The organism is Brenneria alni (assembly GCF_003666245.1).
In the GTDB taxonomy this organism is placed as follows: domain Bacteria; phylum Pseudomonadota; class Gammaproteobacteria; order Enterobacterales; family Enterobacteriaceae; genus Brenneria; species Brenneria alni.
Genome location: NZ_MJLZ01000022.1, coordinates 53,757 through 66,604, shown reverse-complemented (window position 1 = coordinate 66,604; position 12,848 = coordinate 53,757). Strand labels below are relative to the sequence as shown.

Below are 12,848 nucleotides of genomic sequence, written 5' to 3'. Positions count from 1 at the left end.
CTGCCGGCGGGTCAGCCGCCACGCCGGGTTGGACGGTGAACGGCTGGACTCGCCTTCACCGGGCAGGACGAATATGGCCCGGTTGAATTCGCCGTCGGTCAGCGTCGCCACGCCGTGATCCAGCGTCAGATCCATATCCCAGTTGCAACGCCACAGCGACCCCAGCAATCCCGGCTGGCGCTCACCGCCGGAACGGTAATACCGTTTCAGCAGCAGCGGTAAAACACCGGACAACTGGAAATCGGTACGCCAGTCAACCACATAGCCCGTGGCCATATCCACCGGCTCCCCCTCGCTCCGGCAGTTGCCTGAGTTGGCGCAGTTGGCTTGATCCCTTTCACCGGCTTTTTTCTGTTGTTCTGCGGCGTCGGGCTGCGTATCCTGGCTTCTGCCCGCGTTGGCGTCCTCGGTTTTATGCTTCGCCCCCTTGCTGCGCGCCGAGCCGTTTTTTCGTGTCACCACCTTGCCGATAAATTCCGTTATCTTTGACTCAATCTCCGTCAGCGCCGTATCGAATTTCGTCAGCAAATCATCCAGCGTTTTAATGATCCCAACGAGGCTGTCTTTCATCACCGCGACCATCCAGCCGCCTTTGGCCTGTGACTCCGCCAGCATTTTTTTCAGCGCCGCGATAAGGTTTTGCAGCAAGGTTTTCGCCTGCGCGCCATAGTTGCGCAATTCGCCGCGCAGCCTGGCCAGCCCTTTCACCAGATTGCCGTCGGACAGCCCGCGAATAACCCTGATGGCGAACTGTATCGCTTCCGGCGACCCCTTCTCCAACGCCCGGATAATGGCCCGGCCGCTGACTTTGAGCGCATCCCCCAGCCCCGGTATCACCCCGATGGCGCACAGTGCCCCCTCGGCAATGTGCAGCGTATCGTTCAGTTTGGCGGGCTCCTTAGACGAGCGCCACCCCCACTCCCCTATCGCATACACATCCAGCGCCTGCCCCACCACCGGAATAAACCCCAGCGCGATTTCACAGACCAGCAACACGGCGGCGGAGGTGCCGCCACTCTTGTCCGCCACCTCCGCCGCCAACTGGCTCTGATGAATTTTGTTGATTGCACGCTTCAGTCCGACACTGCCGGCGTTGATTTTTTTATCCAGTTCCCAGAACCGGTCGTATGCCTTGCGATATTCAGGGGGAATATCGCTGAAAATGCCGCCCAAAAAGCCCGTATTGTCGATATCAACGGTGCTGTCGTCGCTGTCATCCGCGTCATATTCCAGCAACCCTTGTTTATGCAACAGCAAAAACAGCGTGAAATACTCCCCCGCCAGCACCGCGTAATCCGGGTTGGCCTGCAATACCGGGTTATTCTCCACTGTTACTCTGGGCTGAAACTCGTCATCCCCCTCATCCAGCAGAAGCTCAAAGGCGCCGCACCCCATGTCGACGATATGGCACAGGCCGTTGGCGTCCGTCTTGCCGTGGATTTCCGTGCCGTTGCTGTCGGTCAACACGAACGGCGCATTTGGCACCGGCCTGCCGGAATCATAGTGATAACGGATGATGACCTCGCAGCCGCAAGCAGAGCAGCCGCCGGAGATTTTGTTGTCGGTGGAGAAATTTTTTGCCGCCGCTTCCCCGCTGGTCATTAGCGCGGCCTGTTTATCCTGATTCATTGTGACTCCCTGTTAGGCTTTTTCGTTTTCCAGTTGCGATCTTACCCAGTAACAATAGACACAGCCCTAAGCGAGGCTTCTTTCCTCAAATTGTATCGGACTCAACCCGCCACAGGCACTATGTCGTAGCAGCAACCCTTTGCACTCATGCTGCATACCAGCCGCTACGCGAGACACGCAGTACCCGCGCAAGACGTAGAGCTCGGAGTCATGCAGGCCGAGCTCACGGGCGGCTTTATTAGCCACGCCGATGCGGTTCGCAAGTGCCAACGCCTGCTGGCGAAACTTCAGGGTATATTGATCAGGGGATGTTTTCTTCACAGATTTTGCTTGCGTCATGGTTCTCCTTGTTAACGAATTTACCTGCTTAACAGCGTATCCACTATTCGTGGATAGGATCAGGTCAGATGCAGCCATCGGCATCGTCCTCCCGCACAACGTCAGTGCAACGATGCACTACAACCAGACAAAGAACATTAACTTTCCCCACAACGCGGATGATTTTTGCCCTGACACCCCGTCATCGTTTTCATTAATTATCATTCAATAACAATAATATAGATATTTTCTTCGCATTTTCTTTGTTCAGATAACAGACTGGCACGTTTCATGCTTTTGTAATTTCATGCAAGTTACTTGAATTAAAAGCACGTCACTTTCACCAGGGGGAATGCCATGATACTTCGCAAATTCGCCGCCGCTTTCTGCGCCTCTACACTGTGTGCTGTCAGCGTCCTCGCCTTTCCTGCCCACGGCGCCGATCTGCTGGACAGGATTACCACCGGCAAGACCATCACCATTGCCACCGAAGCGCGCTATGCGCCGTTTGAGTTCGTTCAGGACGGGAAAATCGTCGGTTACGACGTTGATCTGATGAACCATATTTTGCAAAAAAGCCTGCCGGGCGTGAAAGTGAAACAGCTCGATCTGCCGTTTCAGGGGATTCTGCCGGGGCTGGATGCAAAAAAATTCGATTTCGTGGTCACGGCAGTTACCGTTAACAAGCAGCGGATTGAACATTTTGCATTTACCATGCCGATTGCCGAATCCACCGTCGCCTTGCTCAAGCGCGAAAGCGATACTTCTATTGCCTCGCTGGACGATCTCAGCGGCAAAGTGGTCGGCTCACAGGCCGGATCCGGTCAGTTGCAGATTTTGCAGTCGTTCAATGAACAGTTAAAAGCCAGCGGCAAGCCCGGCATCAAAGAAATCAAACAGTATGTCTCCTTTGATGAAGCCTATGCGGATCTGGCGAACAAACGGCTTGACGGCGTCGCCCAGTCGCTGGCGAATCTTGGCCCGCTGATCAAAAGCCGCCCCGGCATCTTCAGCACGCTAGAACCGATGCTCGGCCCGACCACCTATTTTGGCTGGGTAGGACGTAAAGATGAAGATAGCGCCCGGTTGGTAAAACTGTTCAGTGACGGCATTGCCGAAGCCAACCGCGACGGTACGATGAAAGCGCTGCAAGACAAATGGTTTGGCTTCACCATGACCGTTCCAGCCGATCACATGCCTGCGCCGAGTCTGTAAGGGACACGTATGGCCGATTTTTACCGGCTGTTCCTCTCCTGGCTTCCCGACTTACTCAACGGGGCGGTGACCACCGCATCGTTGTGCCTGACCGCCATCGTCGCCGGCTTTTTTGTCGGCGTGGGGATCCATCTGATGGAACGCAGCCCGATGCGGCTGTGGCGGAATATCGCCAACGCCTGGGTCAGCCTGTTCCGTGGCACACCGGTGCTGGCGCAGATGCTGCTGTGCTTTTATCTGCCCGGTGAACTGGGGCTGGAAATTTCCAGCTATCTCGCCGCCGTTCTGGCCCTGACGCTCAATACCGCCGCCTACCAGTCACAAATCCTGCGCAGCGGCTTTGCCGCCATCCCGCCCGGCCAGTTGGAAGCGGCGGCGATCTGCGGCCTGAATTCTCGCCAGACTCTGTGGCGCATTCAGGTGCCGCAAGTGCTGCGCCTGACGTTGCCGTCCTTGATCTCTGAACTGATCGACGTGGTGAAAGCCTCCGCCGTGGTGTCGGTTATCGCCATTACCGACCTGATGCGAGTGGGCCAGCAACTGGCCTCGTCAACCTATCAGCCTTTGCAGGTGTATATCGCCACGGCGCTGGTCTATCTGCTGCTGACCAGCCTGCTCGCGCTGCTGGGCCGCTATTTTGAACGCCGCTGGGTGAAGGAAAGAACATGACCGATCTGCTTCTCTACCTGCCTGACTACCTGCGCGCCACCGGCGTCACCCTGTGGATCAGCGCCTGCTCGGCGGTGCTGGGCGCGTTGCTCGGTTTCGCCCTACATGCGACGTGCCGTCAGCAGCGGGCGCTCTATGCCGCATGGCGCGTCTATGTCTGGCTGATTCGCGGCACCCCTTATCTGGCGCAGTTGGCGGTCATCTATTTCGGTCTGCCGTCGGTCGGCATTATGTTGAGCGCCATTGAAGCCACCATTTTGTCGTTGACGTTATACAGCGCCGCCTATTTTGGCGAAATTTTCCGCGCCAGTTGGCAGAGCATTGGCCGTGGTCAGTTGGAAGCGGCGGCGGCGCATAATATTTCGCCGTGGCAGAGCTTCTGGCATATCCAGACGCCGCAGGCAATGCGTTTCAGCCTGCCGCTGCTCGGCAATCAGTTCATTCTGACCATTAAAGAAAGCGCGGTGGCCTCGGTGATCACCGTGCCCGAACTCACCATGACGACCGGACAGATCGTCGCCAATACCTATACCTACGTCCTGCCCTACGCTTTGCTGATCCTGAGCTACTGGCTGCTGGCGCAGGCCGTCAGCCTGAGCATTCACCTGTTCAGCCGCTGGCAGACCTCTAAAGGATAACCCTATGGCTGAAACCCTTATCGAACTGCGCGATGTCGGCAAATCGTTTGATGGCAACCGGGTGCTGAAAAATATCAATCTGGCCGTCGATGCCGGCGAGATCGTCACGCTGATCGGCCCGTCGGGATCGGGCAAAACCACCGCGCTGCGCTGCATGAACTTTCTGGAAGCCTATGATGAAGGGGAGATCTGGATTAAAGGCCAGTTGTTAGGCTACAGCGGGCCGGGGCGCGAACCACAACACCGTGACAGCCCGGCGCTGATTGCCGACGTGCGCCGTCCGCTGGCGATGGTATTTCAACAATTCAATCTGTGGCCGCATATGACGGTGCTGGAGAACGTCACCGCGCCGCTGGTGCTGGGGAAAAAACTGCCGCGTCATCAGGCCCGGCAACGTGCCGCCGCCGCGCTGGCGCAGGTCGGTATGACGGAAAAGGCCGATGCCTGGCCGTCGCGCCTGTCGGGCGGACAGCAGCAGCGCGTCGGCATTGCCCGTGCGCTGGCGCTGGAACCGGAACTGCTGTTGCTGGACGAGCCAACTTCCGCGCTCGACCCCGAACGGGTCGAGGAAGTGCTGGACGTGATAAAAGCGCTCGCGGGCAGAGGTATTACTATGGTGATGGTCACGCATGAGATGTCATTCGCCGCCCATATCTCTTCGCGCATCGTGTTTATGGCGGACGGCGGCGTGGTGGAAAGCGGGCCGCCGGGTACGCTGTTGCGTAATCCGCAAACTGAACGCCTGCGGGCCTTTCTTGCGCCGTGGTTCAGAAGCCCGCTGCAACTTAATGAATCGGAGTTCGTCAATGGTCAGTGAACCGGCCAAAAAAGCCGCTGATGGTGTCAGCCAGACACGTCTGCTCGATAATCTGGCCGCCTTGTCGCGCTTCGGCGCGCTGGCCTCCGGCGGGGTAAACCGTCAGGCGCTTTCCGCAGAAGATCTGGACGCGAGAACGTGGCTTATCGATCTGGCGCGATCGCTGGGCTGCGAGGTGTCCACCGATAGTTGCGCCAACCTGTTTATTCGCCGTGCGGGATTGCAGGATCTGCCGCCGGTGGTCACCGGCAGCCATATGGATACCCAGCCATGCGGCGGCAATCTGGATGGGTGCTACGGCGTTATGGCGGGCATCGAATGCATTGCCGCGCTCAATGAGGCTGGCATCGTTACCCAGCGGCCAGTGGAAGTGGTGGTCTGGACCAATGAGGAAGGCAGCCGCTTCGCCCCCGGCGCTATGGGTTCCAGCGCCTTTGTCGATCCAGGCCGTCTGGCAGGCTATCTGCAAAATCGCGATCAGGACGGCGTGACGGTCGGCGCGGCGCTGGCCGACTGTCACCGCCGCTTTGCCTCCCTGCCGCGCCGCGCCGCCTACCCGATGGCGGCATTTATCGAGCTGCATATCGAACAAGGGCCGGTGCTTGAACAGGCCGGGCTGTCGCTGGCGACCGTACAGGGCATTCAGGGCGTTCGCTGGTATCAGGTTCGCTGCCTCGGTCAGAGCGCCCATGCCGGCACCACGCCAATGGGCAGCCGCAAAGATGCCATGACGTTGGCGCGCCGCCTGGCGGATCGCATTGAGCAGGGCGTGGCCGAGGTGCCAGCCGATCAACTACGCTTAACCTTTGGCTGCTGGCAGGTGACGCCGAACGCCATCAACACCGTGGCGAGCGAAGTCAGCTTCACCGTCGATTTCCGCCATCCCGACGCCGCCGTTTTAGCCCGCTTTGACGCGGTGATGGCTGGCCTTGCCGCAGACGACGTCGCCGTGACGTCATCACTGTTTCAGCCGCCGGTCGCCTTTGACCGTCATCTGCTGGCGCAACAACAGGCGTGCTGCGATGCGCTGGACATTCCGACCGGCCAACTGGTTTCCGGCGCCTTCCATGATGCAATGTATCTGGCCCGGCACTGCCCGACCAGTATGTTTTTCGTCCCAAGCCGTAACGGCATCAGCCACAACCCGGCTGAATATACCGATCCCCATTCGCTCTGGCTTGGCGCCAGAGCCCTCGCCTGCTGTCTGACAGAACTGGCAAACCCATCAACAGGAGTCAATCCATGAGCACAATCCACTACCCTGCCTGCTGTGAAAAAGATAACGGCACCGCACTGGGCACCAATGCCACCGCCACCTCTCCGATTTCAGCCGACGGCACGCCGGTTCTCGGTGAGCAATATACGGTGCCTGCCCGCTGTGGCCGCGCCGTGCGCCTGCAAAAAGGGCAGATTATCCGCATTATCAATACCCCCGGAAGTCAGGTGTGTGATACCTGGCTGTTCAATAGCGAAGACCTGAGCGAGTTCTCTTCTATGGAGCACACCCGCGCATTTATCGACAAAATCATCCCCAAACCGGGTGATGTGCTGGTCACCAACCAGCGCCGCCCCATCGGCACGTTGCTGACCGATACCTCGCCGGGCGTGCACGACACCATGATTGCCGCCTGCGACCTGTTCCGCTACAGCAATATGGGGATCACCGAATATCACGACAGTTGCGCCGATAATATGCGTCTGGCGCTCAACGCCATCGGCCTGCGCGCCCGCGAAGTGCCGCAGCCGCTGAACCTGTGGATGAATACCCCGGTTAACCCCGATTACACTATTTCCTGGCTGCCCGCCGTCAGCAAAGCCGGCGACTATGTCGAGATCCGCGCCGAACTGGACTGCATCGTGGTTATGTCTGCCTGCCCGCAGGACATCGTGCCAATCAATGGTTGTAATCCTCAGGCAATTCATTTTAGTGTAACGGACTAATCAGCCATGCTGCCCGTTATCAGGCTGACGACGGGCAGCGTCTACTTTCACAACCGATAACTCGTTATGAAAAAAAACGGCGACACCAGCGGTACAGTATTATCCAATCTTGGTATGCGGCTACGACATGCTCGTCTGGCGCAGGAAATGACCTTAAAACAGTTGGCGCAGAAGGTGGAATGCTCTGAAAGCCTGCTCTCTAAACTGGAAAACGACGTCGCCACGCCGTCTCTGGCGATGCTCCACCGGCTGGCCCGTGCGCTGGAAACCAATATTTCAGATCTGATGGCGGAAAACTGGGTGACGGATTCACCGGTGCTTAAACCGGATCAGCGGCGGCGAAAACGTTTCCTGCAACGCAACAAGCAGGGCGGCATCGAACTGGAAAACCTGACCTATAACCATAAAGGCGGATTGTTACAGGGCAATATCCACATTATTGAGCCTGGTGTGGCCAGCGATGGTCTGATTGAACACCACGGCGAAGAGATGGGGTATGTGTTATCCGGCGAAATCGAATTATATCTGGGCGAAGAAACCCACCGGTTAACCGCCGGGGATTCCTTTTATTTCCCCAGCCATATCCCCCACGGTTATTGCAACATTGGCGAAACGGTGGCGCACGTGCTGTGGGTCAATACGCCGGTTACGTTCTGAATCGCGGTGACTCGCCGCGTTAACCCACCTCATGCTTCCCCTTTTAGTCTGGCCGCTGCAAGTCCTGCGGCCAGCATGTCCGCTGAAAAACCGGCTTCTTTCCTCTCCCTCTGCGCATTAAGCGGCCAAAATGGTCTTATACTGAACTTTTTAAGTGCAAAAATCGCACGTCTTGCTCCATTTCGGCACAGCGGCGTCAGCTTGCCGTGCGGCGGAGAGCAAAGGTAGCGCGCTTTATTTCTTCCACCCCAACAATTACGGATGACGACAACCCCTTGCTGGACGCGGTCTGACGCGTTTTTTACCCGCCGTGGCCGCCACCTTGCTCCGCCTGTCGATAAACATTTTTCCGTGGGATTCAGATGGACAAAAAGCAGGCATGAAATTTGCTTTACTTAAACTCAAGTTACTTGAAAGAAAGTTAACATCATTGAACTGGAGAACGAAAATGACCACATTTTTTCCCCCACGTCCTTTTGCCGCACTCGTCCGGGTCGCCGCCGTAGCCGCTGTTTCAATAACGCTTGCTTGCGCCAGCGTGGTCAGCGCCCAGCCATTGAAGGTAGCCATTGTGATGGCCGGCAATATCACCGACCACTCGTTTAATCAGTCCGGTTATGAGGGGGTGATGCAGGCGGGCAAAGCGTTGGATATTGAAGTGGCTTACAGCGAGAAAGTGCCCCAGCCCGACCAGGCCCGCGCCCTGTCTGATTATGCCCGCCGCGGCTACGACATCGTGATCGGCCACGGCGGTGAATTTCAGGATGCGGTCGATCGGGTCGCCAAACGTAACGCCAACACCCAGTTTCTGATCGTCAACGGCACCAAAAGCGGCGGCAACGTCTCCACGCTGGCTTTTGACATGAAGGATATGGGTTATGTCATTGGCTATATCGGCGGTAAAAGTTCGAAAACCGGCGTCGGCGGCTTTATCGGCGCACAGAAAATCAAAGCCTATACCGATCTGAACGAGGGTTTCGTTGAGGGCTTCAAAGCCGCACGACCGGACGGCAAGGTACTCAGCGCCTGGACCAACGACTGGGACGATCTGGCCAAAGGGAAAGAAGCGGCGCTGAATCTGATCGACCAGCAGGCGGATGCCCTGTTCCCCACTATGGATAATGCGGTGCTTGGCAGCCTGCAAGCCGTCAGAGAGAAAAATAAGCAGGGCTTCGGCATTTATTATGATGCGCTGAAAGACTGGCCGGACAACCTGCTGCAATCGGCGGTACTGGATATGCGCGGCGCACTGCTGGCTATCCTGACGCAAGCCCAAAGCGGGCCGCTGGCAGGCAAAGCCTATGTCTACGGCTTCGAAACCCCAGCCGCGTTTCGTCTGGGCAGTTATGGCAAAGCGGTGTCAGAACAGACCAAAAACGACGTCGCCGCATTGATTGAGGAGATCAAGCAACGCAACGCCGCCGCGGCAGTACAGCCGTAATGAGTTATCTCAGCATTGAAGGCCTGAGTAAGCGGTTCGGCGATTTCACCGCGCTGGATACGGTTTCGCTTAACGTCAGCCAGGGCAGTATCCATGCGGTGCTGGGCGAAAACGGCGCCGGTAAAACCACGCTGATGAATATCCTGTACGGTCTGTACCAGCCCGATAGCGGGCGCATCAGCCTGGCGGGCAAGCCGCTGAAAGTTTCCTCCCCCAGACAGGCGCTGGACTGCGGTCTGGGGATGATCCACCAGCACTTTATGCTGGTGGATAACCTAACGGTGCTGGAAAACGTCATTCTCGGCTACTCCGGCGGGCTGCGGCTCAGGCTGGCGGAACACCGCCGCAGGCTCATCGAACTGAGCGAGCAGGTCGGTCTGGATATCAACCCGAACCACCCAATATGGCAATTGCCTATCGGGATGCGCCAGCGGGTTGAGATCCTCAAGGTGCTCTATCGCAATGTGGATGTGCTGATCCTCGACGAACCCAGCAGCGTACTCGGCCCCGACGAGATAACATCGTTTTTGCAGATTCTGGCCAAACTGCGCAGCATGGGAAAAACCATGCTGTTCATTACCCATAAGCTGGATGAAGTGTTCCAGGTGTGCGATCGGGTGACGGTGCTGCGCCGCGGCAAAGTCGCCGGGCACGCGGAAATTGCCGACACTACGCCACAGGCGGTGTCGCGCATGATGGTCGGACGCGACCTGACCAGGCCGCCCGATTTGCCGCCAATGCCGCAGGGAGAGGTGGTGCTGGCGGTAACCACGCTCAACGCCCGCAACGATCGGGGTATGCAGGCGCTGCATGATATTTCGTTCCAGATCCGCGCCGGTGAGGTACTGGGTATCGCCGGGGTTGATGGCAACGGCCAGTCAGAGCTGGCCGAAACCATCACCGGGCTGCGCCAACCCACCTCCGGCGACGTCAGCGTGCGGGGGGAGTCGATGCTGGATTATGACGTGGGCGAACGCCGTCACCGCTTCAACGTAGGGTATGTTCCCGAAGATCGCCACAGTACCGGCCTGGTTCTGGACTTTTCCCTGTGGCAAAACGCCATGCTGCGTGACGCCCACCGTACCCCCTTTGCCCGTCGCGGGCTGATCAACGCCCGGAAAACCCAGGACATCACCCGCGGCTGGTGCGAAAAATACGATATTCGTATGCACTCGGTTAACCAGCCGGTTCGCTTCCTGTCCGGCGGTAATCAGCAAAAATTGATCTTTGCCCGTGAAGTGGAATGCGATCCGGCGCTGCTGGTGGTGATGCAGCCCTGCAAAGGGCTTGATGTCGGCGCCATTGAGGCGGTACAGCGCGTGGTGCGCCAACAGCGCGAGCTGGGCAAGGCAATCCTCTATATTTCGACCGAACTGGATGAGATCATGGCCATTTCCGATCGCATCGGCGTGATGTGCGCCGGGCAGCTCACCGGGATGCTGACGCGGGCAGAAGCAACCACAGAACGTATCGGCGAGCTGATGACCAGCGATGCCGTCGAGGATATCCACCATGAATAACCTGCGGCAAGCGCTCTATAGTTTACGCATGGTGTGGGCGGTGCTGGCCGCCTTTGCCGTCGGTTCATTACTGATTCTGGCGACCGATCACAATCCTATCGAGGCCTATGGCGCGCTGTTTCAGGGCGCATTTTTCGACTACTACGGTCTGGCCGATACGCTGATCAAAATGTGCCCTATGCTGCTGGCCGGGCTGGCGGTGATCATTCCGATGCGTTGCGGCCTGCTGAACGTGGGTGGCGAAGGGCAGATTTACATCGGCGGGCTGGCGGCGGCGGCGGTCGCCCTCTACCTGCCTGCGGCGCCCGCCTGGCTGCATCTGCTATTGTGCCTGCTGGCCGGTATGCTGGGCGGCGGGCTGTGGGGCGCGATCCCAGGTTATCTGCGCGCCACCCGTGGCATCAATGAGGTGATCGTGACGCTGCTGATGAACTACGTCGGTATCAATATCGTCAGCTATTTCGCTGGCGGCCCGATGATGCAGGACGGCGCGCCTTACCCCTACTCCAATGAAATCAGCGACAGCCTGTGGTTGCCGATCTTTCTGCCGCACACCGACACCCATATCGGCGTGTTTATTGCCGTCGCGCTAAGTCTGCTGGTGTTCTGGGTGTTGCGCTACACCACCGTCGGCTTTTCCATGGCGGCGGTGGGCAAAAGCCCAAAAGCGGCGCACTATGCCGGCATGTCCATCAAGCGCCATATCATCGGCAGCATGACAGCCGGCGGCGCGGTGGCGGGGCTGGCCGGTGCCATTGAGGTGGTGGGCGTCAAATACCGGCTATATCATCTGTTCAGTCCCGGCTACGGTTACGATGGCATCGTGGTGGCGTTTATGGCCGGCCTCAATCCGCTGTTCGCTGCACTGTCCGCCTTTTTCCTCGCCGGGTTAAGCACCGGGGCGCAATTCATGCAGCGGGCCATCGGGCTTGATGTTACGGCGATTGAAGCCCTGCGCGGCCTGATCGTCATCTTTGTGGCGGCAGGTCTGATCTGGAAACTCCGGCAGCAAAAACCGCCCGCCGCCGTCGACCCCCTCGTCTCTTCCACTCTCTCTTCCCAGAGGCAAAAATGATGGATGCCACCTATCTTGCGATTGTCTCGACAGGGTTGCGCCTGTCAGTCCCGCTGATCTTCGCCGCGTTGGGCGGCATCTGGTCAGAACGCGCCGGTGTGTTCAATCTTGCGCTGGAAGGCAGCCTGCTGTGCGGGGCTTTCGGCGCGGCGCTGGGCAGTTTCTATTTCCACAGCGCCTGGGCGGGGCTGGCGGTCGGGTTGTTCGCCGCCGGACTGACCGGCCTGCTGCTCGCGGTGATGACCGTCTGGCTGTCGATCAATCAGATGGTGGCGGGCATTGCCATCAATATGTTCGCCATCGGGATAACCGCCTTTCTCTCGCGCATCGTGTTCAGCGGACAAGGCGCGTCTGACAGCCTGACGGGCTTTTCCACTTTCGCCATTCCCGGTCTGTCGTCCATTCCGGTAGTCGGCAACCTGCTGTTCAATCAGGATTTTCTGGTGTACCTGATGTACGCGCTGGTGCCGCTGGCCTGGTGGTTACTGTTTCATACTTTCTGGGGGCTGAACCTGCGCGCCACCGGCGAGTATCCGCGGGCGGTCGACAGCGCCGGTTTGTCGGTGTTTGGCATTCGCTTTATCAGCGTGGTCGGATCGGGAGTGATTGCCGGTCTTGGCGGCTGCTATCTGGTGCTGTCACAGGTGTTTATGTTCACCGAACATATGAGCGCCGGCAAAGGCTTTATCGCGCTGGCCGCGCTGATACTTGGCCGCTGGCACCCAATCGGCGCCGTGGCGGCCTGTCTGTTGTTCGGTCTGGCGGATGCGCTGCAACTACGGCTACAGTTCAGTCATCCCGACGTACCTTATCAGTTGTTTGTGATGCTGCCTTATGTGGCGTCGATCGGTGCGCTGATTATCTTTGCCGGGAAAATCAGGCCACCGGCGGCGGCCGGGGAGCATTATCAGCGCGGCGGAAAATAACG

12 protein-coding genes and 1 pseudogene are annotated in these 12,848 nt (G+C 58.3%); 11 read left to right on the top strand and 2 right to left on the bottom strand.

All coding sequences use genetic code 11. The features are described 5' to 3' along the window. Positions 1-1,629: DUF6531 domain-containing protein (locus BIY29_RS11370; protein ID WP_240630104.1), on the bottom strand; the 1,629-nt coding region annotated here is incomplete at its 3' end. A 195-nt stretch (positions 1,630-1,824) separates the two neighbouring features. Continuing rightward, positions 1,825-1,968: pseudogene (locus BIY29_RS20995) on the bottom strand (IS3 family transposase); the annotation flags it as partial. A gap of 336 nt (positions 1,969-2,304) precedes the next feature. Between BIY29_RS20995 and BIY29_RS11355 the strand changes: the two are divergent. The 11 genes from BIY29_RS11355 (at position 2,305) to BIY29_RS11305 (ending at position 12,846) form a co-directional block, all read left to right on the top strand. Then, on the top strand, positions 2,305-3,162 hold the full coding sequence (locus tag BIY29_RS11355; RefSeq protein WP_121575233.1) for a transporter substrate-binding domain-containing protein: 858 nt from the start codon (positions 2,305-2,307) through the stop codon (positions 3,160-3,162). Positions 3,163-3,171: 9 nt separating this feature from the next. Continuing rightward, on the top strand, positions 3,172-3,831 hold the full coding sequence (locus BIY29_RS11350; protein WP_121575232.1) for an amino acid ABC transporter permease: 660 nt from the start codon (positions 3,172-3,174) through the stop codon (positions 3,829-3,831). After that, the gene (locus BIY29_RS11345) at positions 3,828-4,469 is read left to right on the top strand and encodes an amino acid ABC transporter permease (RefSeq protein WP_121575231.1); all 642 of its coding nucleotides are present in this window, start codon (positions 3,828-3,830) and stop codon (positions 4,467-4,469) included. The genes BIY29_RS11350 and BIY29_RS11345 overlap by 4 nt, the downstream gene beginning before the upstream one ends. A gap of 4 nt (positions 4,470-4,473) precedes the next feature. Beyond that, positions 4,474-5,286: an amino acid ABC transporter ATP-binding protein gene (locus tag BIY29_RS11340; protein WP_121575230.1), complete on the top strand. Its 813-nt coding sequence runs from the start codon at positions 4,474-4,476 to the stop codon at positions 5,284-5,286. Next, entirely contained in the window at positions 5,276-6,532 is a 1,257-nt protein-coding gene (locus BIY29_RS11335) for a M20 family metallo-hydrolase (protein ID WP_121575229.1), read from the top strand. The genes BIY29_RS11340 and BIY29_RS11335 overlap by 11 nt, the downstream gene beginning before the upstream one ends. Further along, complete coding sequence (locus tag BIY29_RS11330; protein WP_170158922.1) at positions 6,529-7,227, top strand: DUF1989 domain-containing protein; 699 nt, start codon at positions 6,529-6,531, stop codon at positions 7,225-7,227. The genes BIY29_RS11335 and BIY29_RS11330 overlap by 4 nt, the downstream gene beginning before the upstream one ends. Before the next feature lie 66 nt (positions 7,228-7,293). Next, positions 7,294-7,884, top strand: a complete 591-nt coding sequence (locus BIY29_RS11325) for a cupin domain-containing protein (protein ID WP_121575228.1) — start codon at positions 7,294-7,296, stop codon at positions 7,882-7,884. 448 nt (positions 7,885-8,332) lie between these two features. Then, positions 8,333-9,325 (top strand): BMP family protein, encoded by a 993-nt coding sequence (locus tag BIY29_RS11320; protein WP_121575227.1) that lies wholly within the window; start codon positions 8,333-8,335, stop codon positions 9,323-9,325. Next, a complete protein-coding gene (locus BIY29_RS11315; protein WP_121575226.1) occupies positions 9,325-10,845 on the top strand; it encodes an ABC transporter ATP-binding protein in 1,521 nt (506 codons plus the stop codon). The genes BIY29_RS11320 and BIY29_RS11315 overlap by 1 nt, the downstream gene beginning before the upstream one ends. Continuing rightward, positions 10,838-11,920, top strand: coding sequence for an ABC transporter permease (locus tag BIY29_RS11310; protein ID WP_121575225.1), 1,083 nt, complete (start codon positions 10,838-10,840; stop codon positions 11,918-11,920). Before BIY29_RS11315 ends, BIY29_RS11310 begins: the two co-directional genes overlap by 8 nt. Next, positions 11,917-12,846, top strand: a complete 930-nt coding sequence (locus BIY29_RS11305) for an ABC transporter permease (protein WP_121575224.1) — start codon at positions 11,917-11,919, stop codon at positions 12,844-12,846. The genes BIY29_RS11310 and BIY29_RS11305 overlap by 4 nt, the downstream gene beginning before the upstream one ends. Positions 12,847-12,848 lie beyond the last annotated feature (2 nt).